The following is a 22,470-nucleotide window of genomic DNA, read 5'->3' as shown; positions in this document are numbered from 1 at the left end:
TCAGCGGTCGTTGGCGCCCTCCGACCACGGTGACAACACCCCCCAGATCATCAACGACAGGGGCACTCAGTCATGCCGTGGCCGGCGGCCTGCAAGCCCTCACCGGGCCTGATCAAGAAGGTAACGGAGTGTCCATGTCTGACACCGCGATCATCGGCATCGGCATGCACCGGTTCGGTCGCACCGACGGCGTGTCCGGGCGGGCCCAGGCCGTGCACGCGGCCAGAGCGGCCCTGGCGGACACCGGACTGCGGTTCTCCGACATGCAGTTCGGCTTCGGGGGTTCGCACTCGGCCGGTGACGCTGACACGCTCGTGTCGGAGCTGGGCCTGACGGGCCTGCCGTTCCTCAACGTCGCCAATGGGTGCGCGACCGGAGGGTCGGCGCTGATCGCCGCGGACGCGGCGATCTCCTCCGGGCAGCACGACGTCGGGATCGTCATCGGGTTCGACAAGCACCCCCGGGGTGCGTTCGACACGGACCCCGCGGATCACGGCATCGGCAGCTGGTACGGCGAGACCGGGCTCATGGTCACCACCCAGTTCTTCGGCATGAAGATCCAGCGCTACCTGCACGACCAGGCCATGAGCACGGACGTGCTGGCGACGGTCGCGGAGAAGGCGTTCCGCAACGGCGCCCGCAACCCGATGGCCTGGCGACGCAAGGAGATCGACGCGGCCGAGATCGCCGCCGCGCCCATGATCAGTCATCCGCTGACCCAGTACATGTACTGCTCGCCGGCAGAGGGTGCGGTCGCGCTCGTGCTCTGCCGGGCTGACCACGCGCGCCGCTACACCGATCGTCCGGTCTACCTGCGCGCGGCGACGTTCCGCAGCCGCCGCTACGGCTCGTTCGAGGTGTTCTCTCCGTGGCTCGCGCTCGAGCGGGCCGCCTCCCCGACCGTCGACGCCGCACGCGCGGCGTTCGACGCCGCGGGGATCGCGCCCTCCGACGTGGACGTCGCGCAGATCCAGGACACCGAGTCGGGTGCGGAGATCATGCACATGGCCGAGACCGGGCTGTGCGCCCACGGTGAGCAGGAGGAGCTGGTCTCCTCCGGCGCGACCGCGATCGAGGGTCGTCTGCCGATCAACACCGACGGCGGGTGCCTGGCCAACGGCGAGCCGATCGGGGCCTCCGGGTTGCGCCAGGTCCACGAGAACGTGCTCCAGCTGCGCGGCGAGGCCGGCGAGCACCAGGTCCCGGGTGACCCGCAGGTCGGGTTCACCCACGTCTACGGAGCGCCGGGCATCTCCGCCTGCACGGTGCTCACCCGTGAGGGGAAGTCATGAGCTGGGGTTTCGAGAACGACCCCGAGGTCGACCGGGAGCTCGACTGGGTCGACGGGTTCGTCCGCGACGAGGTCGAGCCGGTCGACCAGGTGATCGAGCACGCCTGGAACACGCGCGACCCCGTCCGCAACGCCCTCATCACGCCGTTGCAGGAGAAGGTCCGTGAACGCGGGCTGTGGGCCTGCCATCTCGGCCCCGAGCTCGGAGGCCAGGGCTACGGGCAGCTGCGGTTGGCCCTGCTCAACGAGAAGCTCGGTCGCACCCACTCCGGCCCCGTCGTCTTCGGCTGCCAGGCCCCCGACTCGGGCAACGCCGAGATCCTCGCGCACTACGGCACCGACCACCTCAAGAAGACCTACCTCGATCCCCTGCTCGACGGCCGGATCGTGTCCTGCTTCTCCATGACCGAGCCGCACGGTGGCTCGGATCCCACGGGGTTCCGCACCACCGCCGTACTCGACGGGGACGAGTGGGTCATCAACGGCGACAAGTGGTTCTCCAGCCACGCCCTGTTCGCCGAGTTCCTCATCGTCATGGCCGTCACCGAGCCCGACGCCGCCCCGCACCGGTCGATGTCGATGTTCGTGGTGCCCGCCGACAGCCCCGGCGTCGAGCGGGTCCGCGACGTCAGCGTGTGGGGACACGAGGAACCGGTCGGCACCCACCAGTACCTGCGCTACACCGACGTCCGCGTCCCCGCCGAGAACCTCCTCGGCGAGCGCGGCGAGGCGTTCGCGGTGGCCCAGACCCGTCTCGGCGGCGGACGCATCCACCACGCCATGCGCACGGTGGGCCTCGTCACCACCGCATTCGAGATGATGAAGCGCCGCGCGGTCTCCCGGACCACCAAGGGCGAACGCCTGGCCGACAAGCAGCTCGTCCAGGAGATGATCGCCGACTCCTGGATCCAGATCGAGCAGTTCCGATTGCTCGTCCTGCGCACCGCGTGGCGGATCGACCGTTACCAGGACTACAAGAGGGTGCGCGCCGACATCTCCGCGGTGAAGGCGGCGATGCCGAAGGTGCTCTCCGACGTCGCCGGCCGGGCGATCCAGATCCACGGCTCGCTGGGCATCAGCAAGGAGCTCCCGTTCGGCACCTGGGTCATGGAGTCCTTCCACATGGGTCTCGCCGACGGCGCGACCGAAGTGCACAAGATCAACCTCGCCCAGGCGCTCCTGCGGGGGACCGAGCCGGACGACGGGCTCTTCCCGCCCTACATCCGGCCCACCCGGCAGGCCGAGGCGCGCGCCCGCTACGCCGAGGTCCTCGCCGCTGCCGCGGACGACGGCCAGGACCCGGGCGGAGCGGCATGAGCCCGCGGATCACTCCTGAGGCCGAGACCGAGGAACTCCGGACGGCTGTGCGGGACTTCCTGGCCCGGCACGGCGACACCACCGCGGTGTTCCGGGAGATGGACGGTGACCGTGGCTGGGACCCGGCCGTGTGGCAGCGCTTCGCCGTCGAGCTCGGAGCCGCGGCCCTCGACGTCCCGGAGGACCTGGGCGGAGCCGGCGCCGGGTTCCGCGAGGTCGCGGTCGTCGCCGAGGAGCTGGGCCGCAGCCTGGTCCGGCTCCCGTGGTTCTCGACCGCCGTCCTCGGCGTCGGCGCCCTGCTCCACACCGACCCCACCGACGACCTGCGAGCCAAGCTCCTCGGCGACCTCGCCCACGGCCGGACGGCCACGTTGGCTTTCCGGGACGCAGATCGGCCGGGCCGAGAGCCGGGAACGACCGCCGTCCCCGACGGCGCCGGGGGGTGGCGGCTGACCGGCGCGAAGACCCTCGTCGTGGAGGGCGCGACCGCCGAGCTGCTCCTGGTCACGGGGACCACCGACGACGGGTCCGCGGTGTTCGCTGTCGAGGCCGACGCCGAGGGGTTCGCGAGGACACCGCTGCCCGCGCTCGACCCCAACCGACAACTCGCGGAGCTGGCGCTGGACGGAGTGCCGGCCCGCCGGCTCGGCGGCCCGGCCGACAAGGTCGTGGACAAGGTCCGTGACCGCGCGCTCGCGGCACTGGCCTGCGAACAGGCCGGGGGCGCGGCCGCCGCCCTCGATCTCGCCGTGACCCACGCCGGTCAGCGCGTGCAGTTCGGACGCCCCATCGGCACCTTCCAGGCGATCAAGCACCGGTGCGCCGACATGGCGGTGCGTGTCGAGGAGGCACGGTCGGCCGCCTGGTGGGTGGCCGCGACCGTCGCCGAGGAGCTCGAACGCGCTCCGCTCGCCGCCGCGGCGGCCGCCCTCGCGTGCGGCGACGCCTACTCGTGGGTGGCCGCCGAGACCGTCCAGGTGCATGGCGGCATCGGGTTCACCTGGGAGCACCCGGCGCACCTGCACGTCCGCCGTGCCGCCACCAGCGCCGTCCTCCTCGGGGACGGGCGCTCGCACCGGGAACGCCTTCTCGGTGCCCTCGGGCTGCCCTGACCACGACTCGACCAGGAGGATTCCGATGACCGAGACAAGCTCCGCCGACCGGGAGGACATCCGCGACCTCTGCGCGCGGTACGCGCTCGCGCTGGACGCCCAGGAGTGGCCGGCACTGCGGTCGGTGTTCGCTGCCGACGCCGTGATGACGTTCGCCCACGTCGGCGACGTGCACGGGGTGGATGCCATTGCGGACACCTGCCGCGGGGCCCTGGAGAAGCTGGACGCGAGCCAGCACCTGGTCGGCACGATCCTGCCGGTCGTCGACGGCGACGCCGCCCGGTGCACGAGCTACTTCCAGGCCCAGCACGTCCGCGCCGGCGACCAGCTCCTCGTCGCCGGGCGCTACGACGACCACGTGAACCGCGGCCCCGAGGGATGGCGCATCACGCGCCGGACCCAGTCGGTGGTCTGGTCGGCGGGCGACGAGCGCGTCGTGTTCTGAGCCGACTCTTGACCGTGGTGACGCAGCTCTCTATCGTCCAAACAGAACTCAGTTCAGTTCAGTTCAGAATGCCGAGAGCGGGCGTGGGTCGATCCGCCCCTCACCGGCCGGCCGCCGGGCGCCCCGAACCGGGCGACGACGAAGGAGTCGCAGACATGACCGTTGGCTACGAGAGCGTGTTCGCCCTCGACGACGAGGCGCTCAAGTGCCCCTACGAGCACTTCCGCCGTGCGCGCAGCGAGTGCCCGGTGAGTTTCGGCGGGCCGCTCGGGTTCTGGGTGGTCAGCGACCACGAGCACGTCAGCACCGTGCTGCGGGACGCCCAGACGTTCTCCACGAAGTACATGCTGGGCCCCCAGGTGTCGGCCGAGTGGCAGCAGATGATCGACATGGCCGCGGCCACCGAGGAGGGCCGCGCCCGTCTCGGTGAGGACTACGGCAAGAGCCCACGCAAGACGCTGCTCTTCGCCGACCCCCCGGAGCACACACGGCACCGCCGGCTGATCACGCGCGCACTGAGCGCCGGGGCGATCGCCTCGTGGGAACCAAGGGTGCGCGAGACCGCCGAGATCTTCGTCCGGGACCTGGAGAAGGAGCCGGAGGTCGAGTTCGTCTCCGAGTTCGCCACCCGATACACGATGACGGTCATCGCCGACATCCTCGGCCTTCCCCGCGACCAGGTGCCGCAGATGCTGGCCTGGACCCGCGGGTTCAACTCGATGGTCGGCAACCCCAACCTCACCGAGGACGAGGTCAACGCCCTCGTCGACGTGCGGCTCGGGTTCGACATCTACTTCGACGAGCAGCTCGCGCAGCGCGGGTCGCATCCGAGCGAGGACCTCATCGGCCGCGTCGTCGACCTGAACGCCGGCTCCGAGACCCCGCTCTCGCGCGACGAGCTGCTCATGGTGCTCCAGCTCACGATGGTCGGCGGCAGCGACACCTCGTCCACCGCCCTGTCGAAGATGGTCGAGCACCTCGCTCGCCACCCCGCCGAGTGGACCCGGCTGCGTGAGGAGCCTGCCGCGATCCCTGGGTTCATCGAGGAGATGATGCGCACCGAGTCGCCGGTGCAGGGCATGTTCCGCTACGTCACTCGCGACACCGAGCTCGGCGGGCAGCAGCTCTCCGAGGGAGACATGGTCTGGGTCAGCCTCGCCGCGGCGAACCGCGACCCCGCCGTGTTCACCAATCCCGACGACAAGGACATGGCCCGCCAGGGCAGCGCCACCGACTACCTCAGCTTCGGCGGCGGCCCCCACCTCTGTCCGGGTGCGGCGCTGACGCGGATGGAGCTGCGCGTCGTGCTCGAGGCGCTGACGCGCACGTTCACGGCCGTGCACCCGGTCGGCGAGCCCGCCGGCTCGGTCAAGAGCTTCCTGTTCTACGGGCCCGCGGAGCTGCGGGTCCGCTTCGATACGACCTGAGAGGGACGGCAATGCTTCCCCGCGAGCACGAGAGCTTCTTCATCGATGGGACCTGGCGCGCGGCCGAGGGCGCCGACCGGTTCACCGTCATCTCGCCCGCGACCGGCGAGCCGATCGGATCGGTGCCGTCTGCCTCGACCTCGGACATCGACGCCGCCGTCGCGGCGGCGCGCCGCGCGTTCGACGAGACCGACTGGTCGCGGCGCCCGGTCGAGCAGCGCGCCGCACTGTGCGAGGCGCTGGCCCAGAAGATCCACGACCGCAAGGACGAGTTCGTCGACCTCATCGTCGACGAGCTCGGCTGCACCCGGATGCTGGCCGAGGTCTACCAGGCCGCCGCGCCGACCCTGCACTGGAACTACAACGCCGCGGTCGCCCGGAGCCACCCCTTCACCCAGGTCCGCACCGCCGACCTCGGTCCGTTCGCGGGCGGGGCGGCGGGGGGCATGATCATGCCCTTCAAGACCCAGAGTCTCGTGGTCGACGAGCCGGTCGGCGTCGTCGCGACCCTCGTCGCGTTCAACTTCGCGCTGCCCGGCTCGGCCCAGAAGGTCGCCCCGGCGATCGCCGCCGGCTGCACAGTCGTCCTCAAGGTGCCCGAGCAGGACCCTCTGGCGATCTTCGCCCTCGGCGACCTGATCGCCGAGGCCGGCTTCCCGCCGGGCGTGCTCAACATCGTGGCCGCCGGCCCCGAGGCCTCGGAGCACTTGGTCACGCACCCCGGCGTCGACATGGTCAGCTTCACCGGCTCGACCACCGTCGGCGCGCGGATCGGTGAGACGTGCGGCTCCCGCATCCGCCCGACCGTGCTGGAGCTCGGCGGGAAGTCGGCGGCCATCGTGCTGCCCGACGCCGACCTCGACGCGACGGTGCCGGCCCTGCTCGGCATCAGCGTGATCCCGAGCAGCGGTCAGAGCTGCGTGTGCCAGAGCCGCTTCCTCGTGCCGCGGTCCCAGCACGACGAGATCGTCGAGCGCCTCGTCGCCGCGCTCGGCCAGGTCAAGGTGGGCGACCCCAACGACCCCGAGGTCGCCGTGGGCCCGGTGATCAGCGAGGCGCACCGGGAGCGGGTCCTGGGCTTCGTGCAGCGTGCCGTGGCCGAGGGCGCGACGGTGGCCTACGGCGGCAGGGTGCCAGCCGGTCTCGACCGCGGCTGGTACGTCGAGCCGACCCTGCTGACCGGGGTCCGGCCCGACTCCGAGATCGCCCAGGAGGAGGTGTTCGGGCCGGTCGTCGCCGTCATCGCCTACGACGACGAGGACGACGCGGTCCGCATCGCCAACGACAGCCGCTACGGCCTCGCCGGTTGCGTCTTCACCGCTGACGTCGCCCACGGCTTCGAGCTCGCCCGCCGCATCCGCGTCGGCGTCTTCTCGGTCAACTCGTTCTCGGCCGACTTCAATTCGCCCTTCGGCGGGTTCAAGCAGTCCGGGATCGGCCGCGAGCACGGCGTCGCGGGCCTCGAGGGCTACCTGCGCCAGAAGACGATCTCGATCGACCCGACGCTGTCGCTGCCCGAGCAGGTCGTCAAGAGCGCCGACGCCGTCGTCGACGGCGTCTGAACCCGAACCCGAACCCGAACCCGAACCCGAACCGAATCCGCGCAGAAGGAGACGTCGTGAGCCAGGTCCGAGCGACCGTGAAGATGGCCGTCAAGCCCGAGGACGTCGAGGAGGCGAGGGGCATCTTCGAGGTCTTCGTGACGCGGGTGCGCAGCAGCGAGCCCGGTGTCCTGGGCTACTCGTACTACGTCGACGACGACCGCAGCACGATCCAGGTCCAGGAGCACTACGCGGACGCCGCGACGATGCTCGACCACCTCGGGGCGATGGACCAGGACTCCGTGCGTCGGCTCCTGGAGATCGCCGACCTCGGACCGCTCGACGTCTCGGGCGAGACGACGCCCGAGTTGCGCGAGGCCCTCGCCGGGTTCGGGGCGGTCACCTACTGGACCCCGCTGATCGAGAAGTAGGACCGGTGCCGGATAGGCACGACGGAGAGGACTGACGTGGGCAGGCTCGAGGGCCAGGTCGCGTTCAGCACCGGGGCGGCACGGGGGCAAGGACGCGCCCACGCCGTGCGGCTGGCGCGCGAGGGAGGGCCTGCGCGCGCTCAACGCGCTGCCGTACGGGTCGACCGACCCGGAGGACGTGTCGAACACGATCGCGTTCCTGGTATCCGACGAGGCGCGGTACATCACCGGCGTCCAGCTCCCGATCGACGCGGGGCAGGTCAACAAGTCGGTCGGCGACCGTGGCTCGGCACCTTGCACGCGGTGCCGGGCCTCGACGGTTCAGGGCACCAGGACCGCCCGGCCGACGATCTGCCCGCGATCCAGGGCCTCGAGGACGCGCGGAGCCTCGGCCAGAGCGAAGGCCGTGGTCTCGACGACCGCGGTCCCGGCCCGGGCGAGGTCGACGACCTCGGTCAGTTCGGCGCGGCTGCCCCAGTAGGGCACCGAGACGCGGGCGTCCGGCGGCAGGACGCCCGGCTTACGAACGGTCAGTCCGCCGCCCCCGCCGCCGACCAGCACGAGGTCCCCGCCCGACGCGAGGGCCGCTGCGCCCGTCGTCGTGGTCGCGTCGGTGACGACGAAGTCGAGCACCGCATCGGCCCCTCGTCCTCCGGTGGACCGCTGCAGCTCGTCGGCGACCCCCGGTCCCGCTGAGAGCGTCATGTGCGCGCCGGCGCGCGCGGCCAGCTCGAGCGCGGCCGGTCGCGTGTCGACCGCGACGACGGTCGCCGGGGTCAGGGAGCGCAGAAGACGGACGGCGACGTGCCCCAGTCCACCGGCGCCGATGACGACGGCGACCGGGTCCCCGTCGGATACCGAGCGGCAGTTGCGCACAGCGTGCAGCGAGGTCAGGGCCGCGTCGGTCAGGGGAGCGGCGGCCACCGGGTCCAGACCGCGCGCGGGCACCAGACGATGAGCGTCGGTGACCAGGCGGTCGGCCATCCCGCCGTCCCGCCCGAGCCCGACCCCGGCGGCTCCGACGGTGCCGCGCCGATCGCACAGGTTCTCCTCGCCCATCCGGCAGCGCCGGCAGGTGCCGCACCCGGTCGGCCCGTGTACGAGGACCTGCTCGCCGAGGACCACGTCCTCGACGCCCTCGCCGAGGCTCTCGACCACTCCGCACACCTCGTGCCCGAGCGTGAAGGGCAGCCCCCACCCGGTGCCCGCGGCGCCGGCGCGGACGTGCAGGTCGGAGTGGCAGACACCGACAGCGAGGACGCGGAGCACAACCTCCCCCGGACCGGGCTCGGGGTCGTCCACGACCACCAGGCGGGTGTCGCCCGGGCCGAACAGGCGCAGAGCGCGCATGGGTTCCCTCTCGTCGGGGGGCCGTGCGGACCGATCGGCACCCGGCTTGACAACCAGGTCCCGGGCTCCGCACGATGTGAGCTGAATTCAGTTCGAATCATAGGAGACCCCGATGGCGGACGACGACCTGTTCCTCGAGCGCGACGGGCATGTGGCGCGCATCTGGCTGAACCGCCCGCACAAGCGGAACTGCATCACGGTCGCCATGCTCGATCGACTGGACGAGATCATCACCGAGGTCGACGCCGACCCCGAGCTGCGCGTCGTGGTCGTGCGTGGGAAGGGCAACACCTTCTCCTCGGGTTTCGACCTCGACGACCTCAAGTCCGACTACATCGGGTCCAGCACCGCGATGGACGTCGCGGTCGTGTCGGCCAAGGTGTGCGACCGGCTGTACTCGATGAGCACCCCGACGGTCGCGGTCCTCGAGGGCTACGTGACCGCGGGCGGCTTCGAGGTGATGATCTCCTGCGACTTCGCGATCGCCGACGACGCGGCGCAGATCGGTGACTTCCACATCCGCCGGGCGCTCTTCGGCGGCGCCGGCCCGATCTACCGGCTCCCGCGAATGCTCGGGGTGCGCAAGACCAAGGAGCTGATGCTCACCGGCAAGCTCCTTTCTGGCGCCGAGGCGGCGGACTTCGACCTGGTCAACGCGAGCGCTCCGGCGGAGCAGCTCGACGAGACGGTCGAGGAGTTCATCAGCCACCTCACCGACAAGAGCCCGTTCCAGATGAAGCTCACCAAGATGGCCGTCGACCGCGGCCTCGACGCCGACATCGCCTCGCTCATGGTGCTCGAGCACCTCGCCGTGGGCGTCACCCTCAACTCGCAGGACGCCGCCGAGGGCGTGTCCGCCTTCCTGGAGAAGCGCGAGCCGAAGTGGACCGGCCGCTGAGGCGTGCCCCGATTCGGACCCTCGACGAGGTGGGGAGGTGGCCGTGGTGGCCCCCGAGGTCGACGCGGACGACGAGCTGGCGGGACGGGTCCGTCGAGCCCTCGGAATGGACGGGACGCTCGTCCGGCTCGAGGGTGGGCGGTCCGGGCTGACCTACACGCTCCGTGGGTCCGCCGGCCGGTTCGTCGTGAAGGCCGTGCCGCCGGGCCGCCGGGCGGTCGGGCGCAACGACGTCCTGCGACAGGCGTCCCTGTTGCGCGCCCTGCACGGCACCGGCCTCCCCGTCCCGACCGTGACGGCGTCCGATGACGAGTCGCCCGGGTGGTTCGCGATGACCTTCGCCGACGGCGCGGCCGTCGAACCGATCCTCGACCGCGACGCCGACGGGGCCGTCCTCGACGGACGGCTCGCCAGGGCGCGGATGTGTGCCGCAGCCGACGTTCTCGGCGCCCTGCACGCGATCCCGGTCGCCGACCTCGTCAGACGCCTGGCCGCCGCCGGGGTCACCGCCCCGGCCCCGGACGGGCCCGCCGACGAGCTCGCACGGTGGAGCACCACGATGCACGCGGTGCCGGCGGAGCTCCGTCCCGGCTCGCAGGATCTCCTGGCCGCGCTGGGGCAGGAGGTGCCCGCGCCGGTCGACCCGGTCCTCGTGCACGGTGACTTCCGCCTGGGCAACCTGCTCTGCGTCGGCGAGGCGCCGTCGGCGCTGGTCGACTGGGAGATCTGGAGCATCGGTGATCCGCGGATCGATCTCGGCTGGTTCCTCACCTTCACCGACTCCGCCCTCTTCCCCGGCGTCGGCCACCCCGTGCCCGGTGGCCTGCCCAACGCCGCGGACCTGCTCGACCGCTACGCGACGTCGCGCGGCATCGGGACCGCGCCCGCCTCGTCGTGGTTCCGGGCGCTGGGTGAGATGAAGATGGCCGCGATCATGGGCCACAACCTGAAGAGGCATCGGGAGGGCACCCACCACGACCCGGTGCAGGAGGCGCTCCCGCCGACGATCGCAGCGCTCATCGACTCGGCCCGACAGCGGCTCGGGCGGGCAGTGACCACGGACACCGGAGGGGCTCCGTGACCACCGCGCCGGCGACTCCTGGCGCGCTGTTCGACCTGACGGGGCGCACCGCGATCGTCACCGGCGCCTCGTCCGGGCTCGGGCGGCGATTCGCGGGCGTGCTCGCCACGGCCGGCGCGACGGTCTGGGTGGCGGCGCGGCGCCGGGAGCGTCTCGACGAGCTCGCCGACACCGATCCGCGGCTGCGCCCGTTCACCTGCGACGTCGCCGTGGAGGCTGATCGTGTCGCGCTCGTCGAGGCGGCCGCAGCCGAGCGCGGTGTCGACGTCCTGGTCAACAACGCCGGGACGGAGAGCGGGTCCCGCCCCGCGGCGGAGAGTCCGGCGGAGTTCTCGGCCGTCCTCGACGTCAACCTCGTCGCGCCGTTCCACCTCGCCCAGCTCGCGGCGGCGCGCCCGGGCCCGGACGGGCTCTCCGTCGTCAACGTCGGATCGATCCTCGGTTCGGTGTCGGCGGCCCCGCTCGGAGGGGCCGGCTACGCCTCGTCCAAGGCCGGCGTCCTCGGGCTGACCCGTGAGTTGGCCGGGCACTGGGGCGGGGACGGCGTGCGCGTGAACACGCTCGCGCCCGGCTGGTTCCGCACCGAGCTGAACGACGCGCTCTTCGACGACCCGGCCTCGGCGCGGTGGATCGGCCGCAACACGATGCTGCGCCGCGCCGGGTCGGCGGAGGAGCTGGACGGCGCGCTGCTCTTCCTCGCCTCCGTCGCCTCGTCCTACGTCACCGGCCAGGTGCTCACGGTCGACGGGGGGTGGACAGCCCGATGATCGCGTGCCACCGCACCACGGCGCCTGAACCGACGTCGGTTCCACTAGCCTCGACGCGTGGGGAATCCGCTCCGACGGATCGAGCGCCACGAGGGGAGCGGAATGACCAGGCAGGTGCTGAACGGGGCGGACGAGGGTCCGCGCTCGAAGCGCACGGCCATCCTGCGCGCTGCGGTGACGCAGTTCGGGGAGGTCGGATACGAGTCCACGAAGTGGTCCGAGGTGGCCCGCGGGGTGGGGATCGGGCAGACGGCGCTCTACCACTACTTCGAGTCGAAGGCGCACTGCCTCCTGACGATCATGCGACTGGCGCTGCTCCAGGCCGACGAGCAGTTCCGCGAGGTCGAGAACGAGGCGGACACCCCCGCCGAGGCGTTCCGACGCGCGGTCCGGGGGGCCTACGACGTCGCCGAGGAAGACGTCCTGCAGCTGCGGATCCTGCAGGCGAACATCTCGCTTCTGGCGACGCCGCGGCAGTCGGCCCGCGAAGAGGAGGAGCGGCTCGCCTGCCGGGACCTCGTCGTGCGAGTGGAGGCCAACTGGCAGCAGCTCATCGAGCGCGGCATGGCGGCGGGCGATTTCCCTCGCCGACCGCCGCTGCTGCTCGCCCGGGCCGTCCTCGGGCTGATCGTCAGCGTCTGGCGCTGGTACCGGCCGGGCGGGCCCATGACCATGGCCGAGGTCGCCGACGTCATCGAGGGCTGCTGCGTGCGGATGGTGCAGGCCGGCTGACGGCCGCACGGGTCTCGCCGTGCTGATCCCGCGCTACATGCAGCTGCTCGACGGTCCGAGGCCGCTCGAGGCCCTGGAACTGCTCGAACCCGACCTCGAGTTCCTGCTCGCTCTGCCCTCGGGGGAGGTGCGCGGCCGGAGCCGCGAGGCGTACCGCGCCTACATCGACGGACGCGCGGCGCCGCCGGACCGCGAGCACCGCATCCTGCGCCGCGCGACCGACCGTGACCTCGAGACCGTCTACGGCCAGGTCGTCGAGGCCGGGCGATCCATCGGTTCGTTCGTCTCGATCGGCCTCGTGTCGCCCGCCGGGCGCCTCGCCCGTTACCAGTCGTTCTTCCACGCCGAGTTCGGGATGTATCCGCCGGCGTAGCCCCGTACAGGGAGGTGCCATGTTCAACCTGATCCTTCTCGCGGCCCGGCCGCCGGAGTGGACCCACGACGAGTTCATCGCCTGGTGGCGCGGCGAGCACGCCGAGATGACCTACGGCCTGCCCGGCCTGCGCTCCTGGCGTCACACGGAGATCGAGAAGGCCTTCGAGCCGCGCTCCGAGGGCTGGGACGGGATGTCGGTGCTCGGGTTCGATGACGAGGACGCCCTGCGTGCGGCGCTCGCCAGCGACGAGTGGGCGCGGGCCGTCGCGCACGTCGGGAAGATGGGTGGCAAGCGGATCGCGGTGATGGGCACCGAGCGGGAGATGGTGCCGGCCGTCGAGGACCTCGGGCGATGAGGCTGCTCGTCGCGGACCTGGAGCGGCGCGAGGCCGTAGCCGCCGGCGATCCGCTCGTCGTCGACGCCTCGGGTGTGCACACCGTCGCGGAGGTCCTCCATCGGGGTCGCGCCCTCGCCGCCGAGCTCGCCGGAGCGTGCGGGCGCGAGCCGACGCTGCTGGTGCAGGCCGACAACACCTGGCGCACCGCCGTCGTGGCGGTCGCCGCCGGGTACCTCGACGGAGTCCTCGCCGTCATCGGCCGCCATTCGACGCCGATCGAGTTCGCGGCGGCCCGTGAGGACATCGACCCCGACGCCGTTCTGGTGTCGAGCGAGCAGGCGTCCCGGTGGATGCCGGATGCCGCAGCGACACCGCTCGCAGCGCTCGAGGGTTGGGTCGGCGCGTGCCGCGAGGTGCGCGAGGGTCGCGGGCGGTGGGACGGCGGAGCCGTCATCGGCCTGACCTCCGGGTCGACCGGCCGCCCCAAGGGCGTGGTGCAGTCCGAGGAAGCGCTGCGCTATGCCGGCACGGCGACGATCGAGGCCGTCGGGCTGCGCCCGGGCGACCGCGTCGCCGGTCTCGTGCCGCTGTCGTCGACGGCCGCACTGTGCTTCGGCCTCCATCTGCCCTTGCTGCTCGGGGGCACGGCGGTGCTCGCCGACCGGTGGGACCCCGCGGCCGCGGTGCGCCTGCTCGCCGGCCACGACATCGCGTGGACGATGTGCGTCCCGACGATGGCCCTGCAAATGGCCGCCGCGACTGACGAAGCCGGCGTCGTCCCGCGATCCCTGCGCGCCATGACGGTCGGGGGCGGCCCGATGGACGCCGGCGCGCTCGAGCGGGCCGAGCACCGCTTGGGCACGCGCATCCTGCGGGTGTTCGGCATGTCCGAGTGTCTGGGACACACCACGCCCCGCCCCGAGGACCCGCCGGACATCCGGCTCGGGTGCGACGGGCGACCGTTTCCCGGCACGGAGGTGCGGGCCGTCGACGTCGACGGCGCGCCGGTGCCGGCGGGTACCGCGGGCCGTGCCCAGGTCCGCGGACCCTCGCTCTTCCGCGGCTATGCCCGCGACGGACGCGTCGTCGCACCGGACCTCAGCGTCGACGGCTTCCTCCCGACCGGCGACCTCGCCGCCGTGCACCCCGACGGCACGGTGTCGATCCGCGGCCGCGAGAAGGACGTGATCATCCGCGGCGGCCGCAACATCGACATCACCGAGGTCGAGTTGGCGGTGGCCAGCCACCCGGCGGTCGAGCAGCTCTGCGTCGTCCCGCTGCCCGATGAGGTACTGGGGGAGCGGATCGCGGCCTTGGTCGTCACGGCGGACCCGGAGCTGGACCTGGACACGGTGACCGGCCATCTCGCCGACCGTGGCCTCGCACGCACGAAGTGGCCGGAGTTCCTGTTCCGGGTCGACGCCCTCCCGCAGAACGGGGTCGGCAAGCTGTCCCGCCCGGAGGCGGCGCGATTGGCAGCCCGCCTTCACGACGACGATCAGCGCGCCGTCCACCCGCCGTCGACGTAGAGCTCGGAGCCGGTGACGTAGGTCGAGTCGTCACCGGCGAGGAAGGCGACGGCGCCGGCGACCTCCGCCGGGCGCCCGAGCCGGCCCATCGGGGTGTCGGCCACCATCCGCCGGTATCGGTCCGTGTCGCCGTAGTGGTGGACGAGCTCCTCGGTCTCGACGTACGAGGGGTGCACCGAGTTCACCCGCACCCCGCGACGGGCCCAGTGCAGCGCGGCGTTCTTCGTCATGGTGCGGACCGCACCCTTCGCCGCGGCGTAGGCCACGCTGTCTCCGAAGCCGCCGACGGTGCCGAGCACCGAGCAGATGTTCACGATCGATCCTCCGCCGGATCGCTCGATCACCGTGCCGGCGTGCTTCATGCCGAGCCACACGCCCACCTGGTCCACCGCGACCACCTTCTCGAAGCGGTGCTGCGTCTCCGACTCGACGGTGCCGAGAGCGCCGATCCCCGCGTTGTTCACCAGCACGTGGAGCTCACCGAGCTCGTCGGTGGCGGTGGTCATCGCGTGTTCCCATGCCTCCTCCTCGCGCACGTCGAGCCCGACGTGGATGTGCGGGCCGCCCGGAAGTGCTCCGATCAGGCGCTCACAGGCATCGGGGTCGATGTCGCTCAGCACGAGGCGTGCTCCGTCGGCGGCCAGGCGCGCGCAGATCGCTGCGCCGAGCCCTCCCGTCGCTCCCGTGACGAGCGCATTCCGCCCTGCCAGTGGGGCTGCACCGTCGTCGCGCGCCATGCGATGACCTCCTCGCTATCCCAAATCGAACTCAGTTCTGTTAATGTCGCTCACGTCGACACCGAGGTCCAGCGGGAGGCGCCGCGTGCGCTGCACCCGATCTCCGGGTGTCGGACCCCGCTTCGGCTCGTCTCTCGATGAAGGGAATCGCAATGAAGATCGACGGCGACCTGCCCATCTTCCTGTTCGGGCTCTACCGCTGGTCGGGCACCACTCCCGAGGAGTTCCGGGAGCACTACCTGAACCACCACGCGCCCGTCATCGGCTGCAACATGCCGGGCGTGGCCTGGTACTACACCTTCCTCAACAAGGACCCCCAGACCACGCAGGAGGGCGCGCCGCGCCCGGACGCCTTCGCGATCATGTGCTTCGAGTCCCAGGAGGCTCTCGAGGCCGCGCCGTCGACCGATAAGTGGGCCGAGGCGATGAAGGACAACATCGGCTTCGTCAGCCACTTCGACACCTACAACGTCGAGCGGATCACCCTCATCGAGGAGAAGCTCGGGAGCTGACACGCTCCCGGGAGCCCGGTTGTCCGACGAGGGGTCGTCACGGATCGTCTCCGCGACGACCCTTCTTCGTTTCGGGAGCGGCCCGCGAGGATCGCTCGACGACAGGCCTCGTCGGAACCGGCGCGGACGGCCATGACACGGCTCGTGACACGAAACAGGGTCGATTGTCGATGCTGAAGAGCGCCGAGTGACCTCTCGCGAGGACGTCGTTGCTGATCGAGGCCCTGGTCAACGTCATCGTCCACCTTTGCAAAGGCGGGGTCGAGGGTTCGATTCCCTTCCTCTCCACCACTTCTGACCTGCAGTGATGCGCTCTCTACCGCATAATCCGTGTCCGGACGTGGCACGAGATCGCGGCGGTGCTCCTCGTCGACGCCAGCCACGTCTGTCCACCGGGTTCGTCGTTGGCGCCACCGGTCGTGTCGCGAGGGCGTGTCGGTGGTCGTCGTTACGGTGCGGCACGTGCCGGTCAAGGTCTCTGACCGTCGAGGCTGCCTAGGCTGCGACTTCACGGTCCCGCTCGAGGGCGGCCATGACTTCTGCGGCGCTGGAGCGACCGGAGCGCACGGCGCCCTCCATGTAGCCGCTCCACTCGGTGGCGTACTCGGCGCCTGCCCAGTGGATGCGACCGACCGGTTCTCGCAGGACGTGGCCGTAGCTGGTCCAGGTGCCGGGGGCGAAGTGCGCGCCGTAGCAGCCGCGAGTGAACTCCTCGGCGCTCCAGTCCTTATCGACGTAGGAGTCGGGGATTGCCGCCTGAGGGCCGTAGTAGCGCGCGAAGCTCTCGAGCACGGCGGTGCGCCGTTGTTCGGCCGACAGCCGTTGCCAGCGGCGGGCTTCGCCGCCCTCGACGAAGCCGAGCAGGACGCCCCGCGCGGCGTCGGGTGGGGAAACGTCGAAGGTCACTTTCACGGGGCCGGTGTCGCAGATCGCCTGGCCGTTCAGGCCCTGGTCGCGCCAGAACGGGGTGGAGTAGGCCGCGAAACACTTGACGACGGTGCCAGCAGGGACGCGCTGGGCGAGCTGGTCGCGCCAGGCCGGCAGGACCGGCTGGTAGTCCAGACGACCCGAGAGCGTCGGCGGCAGCGCCACGATCGCCTGACGCGCCGAGACCTGGTCGCCGGCTCGGGTCGTGACGGTGACGCCCTGGTCGTCGTGGGCGATACCGGCGACAGCGGAGTCCAGCCGGACGTCGAGGCCGTCGGCGAGATGCTCAGCGATCCGGACGAGCCGCCGACGACCCGGTCCTTCTGCGCACCCCGGTCGACCGAGATGAGAGTTTCGAGGTCACCGTTGCTCGCCGTGTAGAAGAGCGTGTGCAACAGCGAGAGGTCCGCGGCGTCGGCGGAGTACACCGCTTCGGCGACTACGCGGAAATAGGAGCGTCCCGTCGGGGTCCGTAGGTTGCGGCGGATCCACGACTCGTACGTCTGCCCGTCGAGGAACTCCGCCTTCGGGTGCGCCCACGGCCGGGCCGGGTCGACTCCGCGGGCCAGCTTTCCGAAGCGGGCCAGTCCCTGGGCCAGATCGGCGAGCGCGATCGGGTTGAGCTTCGGTGTCGCCCCCTTCGTCGGCGAGAGCCGGGACTGCTTGCCGCCGAGGTCGAGGAGCAGGGAGCCGGCGTCGTTCCAGGTCGGGAACGTCTCGAGACCGAGCTCGGTGACCAGGCGGTACATCTCTGTGTGACCCTCGCCGAGCCAGGTGCCGCCGAGCTCGATCGGCTGGCCCTCGATCACACCGCCCTCGGTGCGACCGCCGACCCGGTCACGGGCCTCCAGTACGGTCACCGTTCGCCCCGCCCGGACCAGCTCGCGGGCGGCGCTCAGGCCGGCCAATCCGGCCCCCACGACCAGCACGTCCACCTCTGGCACGACGCCCCCCAGTCTCAAGTCGGTCGTACGACTGAGTCCGGAACTTAGAGGGATGGCCTCGGCTGCGCAAGAGGTCGAGGTACCGCTGGTCAGCCCCGGCCGACCGTGGCGAGCGCGACGACCATGTCGGTCATCGCCTCGAGGTCCGCGCGTGAGCGCTGCTCGTCGGGGTCGCAGACGTGCTGGAGGATCAGTCCGTCGATGCCCGCGACGATCACCCGCGCGAGCCGGTCGACGGGCACGGTGCAGGTCTCACCGGCCTGGCGCCCGGCGGTCTCGCACCACTCGGCGACCACGTGGCAGTAGCGCTCGTACTGCCACCGCGCGAGGTGCTCCTGCCCCGCGGTCCGCAGGGCGTAGGTCGTGAGCTCGTACTGCATGAGCTGCAGTCCTGTGTGACCGGCGACCAGGCTGGTCCAGAACGCCAGCAGGCCGTGGCGGACGGCGTGCGCCAGGCCCCGATCGAGCTCGGCGGAGCCCTTGAGGACTTCGGCGATCTCCTCGACGACGTCCTCGATGACCGCCTGCAGAAGCTTCTCCTTCGAGGGGAAGACGTACTGCATCGTGCCCAGCGGCACGTCGGCCTCGGCGGCGACAGCGCGCAGTGACGCCTTCGCGACGCCTTCGCGGGCGAGCGTGGTCCGGGCGGCCGCGATCAGCTGCCCGCGGCGGACGGACGCCTCGACGTACGGCACGACAGCCCTTTCGGTCGGTTGACCGAGATGGTGTCACAGAGTACTCGCGGCGTCGCGCTCAGCGCAGCGGGCGCCCCATCCAGGCTCAACCGCGACCGTTCGCCTCGATACGTCGCTTCGCGAAGGAGTCGGGCTGGCGGCGGATCGCTGCCGGTGCGGGGCTACCGCCGCAACGGTTCGTTCGTGCCCGAGGCTTGGCGCTCCGATGTCCGTTGGTCACTCCGAGCTCGCCACGCAGAAGTCGATGAGGGCCTGGGCGCGGCGGGTGGGTCTTGTCCGGGCGGGCCAGGCCAAGACGGCTCGACGTTCGCGGGTCGGGTCGGCGATGGGTCGTGACACGACGGGCCGACCTTCGAAGCTGAGGTCGGTCGGCCAGCGCTGGACGAGGATCGAGTAGCCGACTCCACGTGCCACGAGACAGCGCACGACCTCGATGTTGGAGCTGAGGTGGCGGATGCGTGGGCTGAGACCGACCTCGGCGAGCATTTGTGCGGCGTTGCGTGCGCTGGGGACGTCGAACATGATCAGGGGGTCGTCGGCGACCTCCCTGAGGCTGATGCTCTCCCGCTCGGCCAGCGGATGGTCGGCGGCGAGGATCAGGTAGGGCTGGCTCGTGCGGACCGGCACCGCGGACAGGCCGTCGCCCTCGTCGACGTCGTAGAGGAACGCCAGCTCACATCGCCCGTCTGCCAGGGCCTCGCGCACCTCGTCGGCGGCGCCCTCGGTGACGCGCACGTCGAGTGTCGGGTGGCGCCTGGCGAAGTCGTCGAGCACCGGGGGGATGAGGAACGGCGCCAGGGTGACGTAGCAGCCGACGACCAGGGTGCCGCTGATCTCGGTGGTCGTGGCCGTGGCGACGGCCTGCAGGTCATCGGCGCTCCCGAGGAGCCGTCGAGCGTCGAGGAGCACCCGTGTACCGGCTTCGGTGAGCACCGCGCCCCTCGCGCGCCGGCGGATGAGGAGCTGGACGCCCAGGTGCCGCTCGAGGTCACGGACGGCGAGGGAGACCCCGGCCTGGGACGCGCCGCAGCGCTCGGCGCCTCCACTGAGCGAGCCGGCGTCGGCGACGGCGACGAAGAACTCCAGCTGACGCAACGAGAAGCGCACCGACATAAGAACCTCTTACATCCACACCAACCATCTTTGGCTATTCAAGGTTTGTGTCGACCATCACGATTGATCCAGGCGCTCGCAGCGGAGCGCCGCGGACGAAGTGAGGCGATCCCATGGCGACGACCTCGGTGGCCTCCGGCATCACACTGGAGGCGCTGGGCGAGGACCCGTACCCGATCTTCCGCCAGCTACGCGCCGAGGACCCGGTGGCGTGGGTGCCCGCGGCGGGGCGGTTCCTGGTCACCCGCCACGAGGACGTCCTCGCGGTCGAGCGTGACCAGCAGGTCTTCAGCTCCATCGAGGCCGGCTCGATGATGAACCGGGCCATCGGCCCGACCATGCTCCGCCAGGACGGGGACGCACATGGGCGGCTGCGGGCCGCCGCAGAGGGCCCCGTCCGACCCCGCACGGTGAAGAACCTGTGGCTGCCGCGCTTCCAGCGCAACGCGGACGCGTTGATCGACAACTTCGTCGATCGCGGACAGGCCGACCTCGTCAGGGAGTTCGCCGGGCCGCTGGCCGCGATGAATCTGGGCACGGTCCTGGGACTGGCCTCGGCCACCCCGGCCGACATCCAGGCGTGGTCGCAAGCATTCATCGACGGCTGCGGCAACTACAGCGAGGACCCCGAGGTGTGGGAGCGCTGCGCCCTGGCGGTGCGCACCGTGGACCAAGCGGTCGATGAGGTGATCCCGTATCTGCGCGAGCACCCGGACCAGACCGCGATCTCCTCGATGCTGCACGCGGCGGACCCGCTCACCGACGAGGAGATCCGCACCAACGTGCGGATCTTCCTGGGGGGCGGGGTCAACGAGCCGCGGGACGCGATCAGCGTCGCGACCTATGCCCTGCTGACCCACCCTGAGCAGCTCGACGACGTACTGGGCGGCCCCACGACGTGGAAGTCGGTCTTCGAGGAGGCCGTGCGCTGGGTGTCGCCGATCGGCATGTACCCGCGCCAGGTCACCGAGCGCACCGAGCTCGCGGGCCGGACCCTCGAGGCCGGCGACAAGATCGGGGTGGTCATCTCCTCGGCCAACCGCGACGAGCGCGTCTTCGCCGACCCGGACTCCTTCGACACCCGTCGAGGCGCCGGCTCGCACCTCGCCTTCGGCGGCGGGCCGCACTTCTGCCTCGGTACCTGGGTGGCTCGGGTGTCGATCGCCGACATCGCCCTACCGACACTCTTCCGCCGGCTGCCCGACCTCACCCTCGCCGACCCCGAGCGCGTCCGTATGGCGGGCTGGGTCTTCCGCGGGCCGCTGTCTCTCGACACCACCTGGAGAACCTGATGCCCACGATCACTTTCCGGCAGCTCGACGGTGCTGGGGAGCAGACGGTAGAGGCGCCCGCCGGCATGAGCGTGATGAAGGCGGCAGTGGGCGCCGGCGTTCCCGGAATCCTGGCCGAGTGCGGTGGGCAGGCCATGTGCGCCACGTGCCACGTCTGGGTGAACGACGATCGTCCGCTGCCCGAGGTGTCGGACGAGGAGGACGAGATGCTCGACTGCGCGTCCGCCCCCCGCACCGACCGCAGTCGGCTCAGCTGCCAGCTCGAGGTCGGAGACGACCTCGACGGGCTGAGTGTCGTGGTCCCGGGGGAGGGGCCGTGACCGGCGACGGGGTGGTCATCGTGGGCGCCGGCCAGGCCGGTGTCGGCGTCGCGGCGGCCTTGCGGGAGGAGGGCTTCGCCGGCCGGATCACCCTCGTGGGCAAGGAGGCACACCCGCCCTACGAACGCCCGCCGCTGTCCAAGGCCTACCTCGCCGCAGCACCCCTCGACGAGGCACACCTCGGGCTGCGCACCACGGCCTGGTACGACGAGCACGACATCGCACTGCGCCTCGGGCGCGCGGTCACCGCCATCGACCGGCGCGCCGCCACGGTTGCCCTCGACGACGGCACGAACCTCCCCTACGACCACCTGGTCCTGGCCACCGGCACCCGGGCCCGCACGCTGCCCCTCGCGGGCGCTGAGCTCGACGGCGTGCTGGTACTGCGCGGACTCGACGACGCCAGGAACCTACGTCGCCACCTCGAGCGGGCACGGACAGTGCTGACCATCGGCGCGGGCTTCATCGGACTCGAGGTCGCCGCGGCCGCGCACCACCGAGGCGTGCACCCCGTGGTCGTCGACATCGCCTCCCGTGTCATGGAACGCGTCGTCACGCCGACCACCAGCGCCTACTTCCTCGAGGCTCATCGCGCCTGGGGTACCGAGGTGCTCCTCGAGACAGGGATCGATGCGCTGCACGGTCGCCACGGCCTGGTCTCGTCGGCGGTGCTCAGCACCGGCGCGACGGTCACCGTCGACCTGGTCGTGATCGCTGTCGGTGTCGTCCCCGACATCGCCCTCGCCGCGGACACAGGGCTCCAGACCGACGACGGCATCGTCGTCGACCAGCATCTGGTGACCTCAGACCCGACGATCTCCGCGGTGGGCGACTGTGCCCGCTTCCCCGAACCGATCAGCGCCCGCATGGCGCGGCTGGAGTCGGTGCAGGCAGCGACTGACCACGCGCGCTGCGTCGCTGCCCGGATCGCCGGCAACCCCGCGCCCTACGGAGCGGTGCCGTGGTTCTGGACCCACCAGGGCGACCTGAAGCTGCAGATCGCGGGACTGGGCGGCGACATCGACACCGAGGTGGTCCGCGGCGACCTGCGGACCAGGAAGTTCTCGGTCTTCGGCTTCCGTGGCGACCAGCTGGCCACCGTCGAGTCGACGAACCGGCCCGCCGACCACGTCGCCGCCCGGCGCCTGCTCGCCACCGGACAGGGCCCGACCCCGGAGCAGATTGCCGACCCGAGCGTCGACCTCAAGAACCTCGCAAAGGATGCCGCCGGGCTCGCCGTCGCTCCCTGAACCTGTCCCTGATCCGCACCCCGCCGTACCCCTGCCGTCACCCGTA

At 71.4% G+C, this 22,470-nt stretch carries 23 protein-coding genes and 2 pseudogenes; 19 read left to right on the top strand and 6 right to left on the bottom strand.

What is annotated here, in order from left to right; translation table 11 throughout:
• The first annotated feature begins 134 nt into the window (after positions 1-134).
• The 8 genes and pseudogenes from AC2A1K_RS29660 to AC2A1K_RS29625 all read left to right on the top strand — a co-directional run.
• Positions 135-1,292 carry a thiolase family protein gene (locus AC2A1K_RS29660; RefSeq protein ID WP_483899945.1) on the top strand — a complete coding sequence of 386 codons (1,158 nt, stop codon included), beginning with the start codon at positions 135-137 and terminating at the stop codon, positions 1,290-1,292.
• Positions 1,289-2,608 (top strand): acyl-CoA dehydrogenase family protein, encoded by a 1,320-nt coding sequence (locus AC2A1K_RS29655; RefSeq protein ID WP_483899944.1) that lies wholly within the window; start codon positions 1,289-1,291, stop codon positions 2,606-2,608. The genes AC2A1K_RS29660 and AC2A1K_RS29655 overlap by 4 nt, the downstream gene beginning before the upstream one ends.
• Complete coding sequence (locus AC2A1K_RS29650; protein ID WP_483899943.1) at positions 2,605-3,720, top strand: acyl-CoA dehydrogenase family protein; 1,116 nt, start codon at positions 2,605-2,607, stop codon at positions 3,718-3,720. The genes AC2A1K_RS29655 and AC2A1K_RS29650 overlap by 4 nt, the downstream gene beginning before the upstream one ends.
• A gap of 25 nt (positions 3,721-3,745) precedes the next feature.
• The gene (locus AC2A1K_RS29645; protein WP_483899942.1) at positions 3,746-4,165 is read left to right on the top strand and encodes a nuclear transport factor 2 family protein; all 420 of its coding nucleotides are present in this window, start codon (positions 3,746-3,748) and stop codon (positions 4,163-4,165) included.
• Between the two features lie 155 nt (positions 4,166-4,320).
• Positions 4,321-5,592: a cytochrome P450 gene (locus AC2A1K_RS29640; RefSeq protein ID WP_483899941.1), complete on the top strand. Its 1,272-nt coding sequence runs from the start codon at positions 4,321-4,323 to the stop codon at positions 5,590-5,592.
• A gap of 11 nt (positions 5,593-5,603) precedes the next feature.
• Positions 5,604-7,154, top strand: a complete 1,551-nt coding sequence (locus AC2A1K_RS29635; protein WP_483899940.1) for an aldehyde dehydrogenase — start codon at positions 5,604-5,606, stop codon at positions 7,152-7,154.
• Between the two features lie 56 nt (positions 7,155-7,210).
• Positions 7,211-7,564 (top strand): putative quinol monooxygenase, encoded by a 354-nt coding sequence (locus AC2A1K_RS29630; RefSeq protein WP_483899939.1) that lies wholly within the window; start codon positions 7,211-7,213, stop codon positions 7,562-7,564.
• 31 nt (positions 7,565-7,595) lie between these two features.
• Positions 7,596-7,808: pseudogene (locus tag AC2A1K_RS29625) on the top strand (hypothetical protein); the annotation flags it as partial.
• 77 nt (positions 7,809-7,885) lie between these two features.
• Here AC2A1K_RS29625 and AC2A1K_RS29620 read toward each other — a convergent pair.
• Positions 7,886-8,914, bottom strand: coding sequence for an alcohol dehydrogenase catalytic domain-containing protein (locus tag AC2A1K_RS29620; protein ID WP_483899938.1), 1,029 nt, complete (start codon positions 8,912-8,914; stop codon positions 7,886-7,888).
• Between the two features lie 112 nt (positions 8,915-9,026).
• Here AC2A1K_RS29620 and AC2A1K_RS29615 point away from each other — a divergent pair, with 112 nt between their 5' ends.
• The 7 genes from AC2A1K_RS29615 (at position 9,027) to AC2A1K_RS29585 (ending at position 14,634) form a co-directional block, all read left to right on the top strand.
• Positions 9,027-9,812 carry an enoyl-CoA hydratase/isomerase family protein gene (locus AC2A1K_RS29615; protein WP_483899937.1) on the top strand — a complete coding sequence of 262 codons (786 nt, stop codon included), beginning with the start codon at positions 9,027-9,029 and terminating at the stop codon, positions 9,810-9,812.
• 37 nt (positions 9,813-9,849) lie between these two features.
• Positions 9,850-10,893 (top strand): phosphotransferase family protein, encoded by a 1,044-nt coding sequence (locus tag AC2A1K_RS29610; RefSeq protein ID WP_483899936.1) that lies wholly within the window; start codon positions 9,850-9,852, stop codon positions 10,891-10,893.
• A complete protein-coding gene (locus AC2A1K_RS29605) occupies positions 10,890-11,660 on the top strand; it encodes an SDR family NAD(P)-dependent oxidoreductase (RefSeq protein WP_483899935.1) in 771 nt (256 codons plus the stop codon). Before AC2A1K_RS29610 ends, AC2A1K_RS29605 begins: the two co-directional genes overlap by 4 nt.
• A gap of 102 nt (positions 11,661-11,762) precedes the next feature.
• Complete coding sequence (locus AC2A1K_RS29600; RefSeq protein WP_483899934.1) at positions 11,763-12,392, top strand: TetR/AcrR family transcriptional regulator; 630 nt, start codon at positions 11,763-11,765, stop codon at positions 12,390-12,392.
• 19 nt (positions 12,393-12,411) lie between these two features.
• Positions 12,412-12,765 carry a nuclear transport factor 2 family protein gene (locus AC2A1K_RS29595; protein ID WP_483899933.1) on the top strand — a complete coding sequence of 118 codons (354 nt, stop codon included), beginning with the start codon at positions 12,412-12,414 and terminating at the stop codon, positions 12,763-12,765.
• Positions 12,766-12,784: 19 nt separating this feature from the next.
• Positions 12,785-13,123: an EthD family reductase gene (locus tag AC2A1K_RS29590; protein ID WP_483899932.1), complete on the top strand. Its 339-nt coding sequence runs from the start codon at positions 12,785-12,787 to the stop codon at positions 13,121-13,123.
• On the top strand, positions 13,120-14,634 hold the full coding sequence (locus tag AC2A1K_RS29585) for a class I adenylate-forming enzyme family protein (protein ID WP_483899931.1): 1,515 nt from the start codon (positions 13,120-13,122) through the stop codon (positions 14,632-14,634). The genes AC2A1K_RS29590 and AC2A1K_RS29585 overlap by 4 nt, the downstream gene beginning before the upstream one ends.
• On the opposite strand, the gene AC2A1K_RS29580 is transcribed toward AC2A1K_RS29585, so the two are convergent.
• Complete coding sequence (locus tag AC2A1K_RS29580) at positions 14,604-15,371, bottom strand: SDR family NAD(P)-dependent oxidoreductase (protein ID WP_483899930.1); 768 nt, start codon at positions 15,369-15,371, stop codon at positions 14,604-14,606. The two genes, AC2A1K_RS29585 and AC2A1K_RS29580, sit on opposite strands and share 31 nt — an antisense overlap.
• Before the next feature lie 137 nt (positions 15,372-15,508).
• Between AC2A1K_RS29580 and AC2A1K_RS29575 the strand changes: the two genes are divergently transcribed.
• Positions 15,509-15,883: an EthD domain-containing protein gene (locus AC2A1K_RS29575; RefSeq protein ID WP_483899929.1), complete on the top strand. Its 375-nt coding sequence runs from the start codon at positions 15,509-15,511 to the stop codon at positions 15,881-15,883.
• Positions 15,884-16,378: 495 nt separating this feature from the next.
• Here AC2A1K_RS29575 and AC2A1K_RS29570 read toward each other — a convergent pair whose 3' ends face one another.
• From AC2A1K_RS29570 to AC2A1K_RS29555, 4 genes and pseudogenes are all read right to left on the bottom strand, one after another.
• Positions 16,379-17,104: a flavin monoamine oxidase family protein gene (locus AC2A1K_RS29570; RefSeq protein ID WP_483899946.1), complete on the bottom strand. Its 726-nt coding sequence runs from the start codon at positions 17,102-17,104 to the stop codon at positions 16,379-16,381.
• 110 nt (positions 17,105-17,214) lie between these two features.
• Positions 17,215-17,739, bottom strand: a pseudogene (locus AC2A1K_RS29565) (flavin monoamine oxidase family protein); the annotation flags it as partial.
• A gap of 104 nt (positions 17,740-17,843) precedes the next feature.
• Positions 17,844-18,449 carry a TetR/AcrR family transcriptional regulator gene (locus AC2A1K_RS29560; RefSeq protein WP_483899928.1) on the bottom strand — a complete coding sequence of 202 codons (606 nt, stop codon included), beginning with the start codon at positions 18,447-18,449 and terminating at the stop codon, positions 17,844-17,846.
• 216 nt (positions 18,450-18,665) lie between these two features.
• Positions 18,666-19,556, bottom strand: a complete 891-nt coding sequence (locus AC2A1K_RS29555; protein WP_483899927.1) for a LysR family transcriptional regulator — start codon at positions 19,554-19,556, stop codon at positions 18,666-18,668.
• Positions 19,557-19,675: 119 nt separating this feature from the next.
• On the opposite strand from AC2A1K_RS29555, the gene AC2A1K_RS29550 reads away from it, so the two are divergent.
• From AC2A1K_RS29550 to AC2A1K_RS29540, 3 genes are read left to right on the top strand one after another with little or no spacing between them, the layout of a single operon-like run.
• Positions 19,676-20,854, top strand: a complete 1,179-nt coding sequence (locus AC2A1K_RS29550) for a cytochrome P450 (RefSeq protein WP_483899926.1) — start codon at positions 19,676-19,678, stop codon at positions 20,852-20,854.
• Entirely contained in the window at positions 20,854-21,174 is a 321-nt protein-coding gene (locus tag AC2A1K_RS29545) for a 2Fe-2S iron-sulfur cluster-binding protein (RefSeq protein WP_483899925.1), read from the top strand. The genes AC2A1K_RS29550 and AC2A1K_RS29545 overlap by 1 nt, the downstream gene beginning before the upstream one ends.
• On the top strand, positions 21,171-22,424 hold the full coding sequence (locus tag AC2A1K_RS29540) for an NAD(P)/FAD-dependent oxidoreductase (protein ID WP_483899924.1): 1,254 nt from the start codon (positions 21,171-21,173) through the stop codon (positions 22,422-22,424). The genes AC2A1K_RS29545 and AC2A1K_RS29540 overlap by 4 nt, the downstream gene beginning before the upstream one ends.
• The last annotated feature ends 46 nt before the right edge of the window (positions 22,425-22,470 follow it).

The sequence above is a fragment of the Actinomycetospora sp. 2LY8.5 genome (assembly GCF_057180585.1).
Note: the sequence above shows the minus strand (reverse complement) of the source record. Positions and strands in the feature narration are given on the sequence as shown.

Coding starts and splice junctions, on each gene's coding strand:
- AC2A1K_RS29660 (WP_483899945.1), top strand. CDS start 135: ATGTCTGACACCGCGATCATCGGCATCGGCATGCACCGGTTCGGTCGC.
- AC2A1K_RS29655 (WP_483899944.1), top strand. CDS start 1,289: ATGAGCTGGGGTTTCGAGAACGACCCCGAGGTCGACCGGGAGCTCGAC.
- AC2A1K_RS29650 (WP_483899943.1), top strand. CDS start 2,605: ATGAGCCCGCGGATCACTCCTGAGGCCGAGACCGAGGAACTCCGGACG.
- AC2A1K_RS29645 (WP_483899942.1), top strand. CDS start 3,746: ATGACCGAGACAAGCTCCGCCGACCGGGAGGACATCCGCGACCTCTGC.
- AC2A1K_RS29640 (WP_483899941.1), top strand. CDS start 4,321: ATGACCGTTGGCTACGAGAGCGTGTTCGCCCTCGACGACGAGGCGCTC.
- AC2A1K_RS29635 (WP_483899940.1), top strand. CDS start 5,604: ATGCTTCCCCGCGAGCACGAGAGCTTCTTCATCGATGGGACCTGGCGC.
- AC2A1K_RS29620 (WP_483899938.1), bottom strand. CDS start 8,914: ATGCGCGCTCTGCGCCTGTTCGGCCCGGGCGACACCCGCCTGGTGGTC.
- AC2A1K_RS29615 (WP_483899937.1), top strand. CDS start 9,027: ATGGCGGACGACGACCTGTTCCTCGAGCGCGACGGGCATGTGGCGCGC.
- AC2A1K_RS29600 (WP_483899934.1), top strand. CDS start 11,763: ATGACCAGGCAGGTGCTGAACGGGGCGGACGAGGGTCCGCGCTCGAAG.
- AC2A1K_RS29590 (WP_483899932.1), top strand. CDS start 12,785: ATGTTCAACCTGATCCTTCTCGCGGCCCGGCCGCCGGAGTGGACCCAC.
- AC2A1K_RS29585 (WP_483899931.1), top strand. CDS start 13,120: ATGAGGCTGCTCGTCGCGGACCTGGAGCGGCGCGAGGCCGTAGCCGCC.
- AC2A1K_RS29580 (WP_483899930.1), bottom strand. CDS start 15,371: ATGGCGCGCGACGACGGTGCAGCCCCACTGGCAGGGCGGAATGCGCTC.
- AC2A1K_RS29575 (WP_483899929.1), top strand. CDS start 15,509: ATGAAGGGAATCGCAATGAAGATCGACGGCGACCTGCCCATCTTCCTG.
- AC2A1K_RS29550 (WP_483899926.1), top strand. CDS start 19,676: ATGGCGACGACCTCGGTGGCCTCCGGCATCACACTGGAGGCGCTGGGC.
- AC2A1K_RS29545 (WP_483899925.1), top strand. CDS start 20,854: ATGCCCACGATCACTTTCCGGCAGCTCGACGGTGCTGGGGAGCAGACG.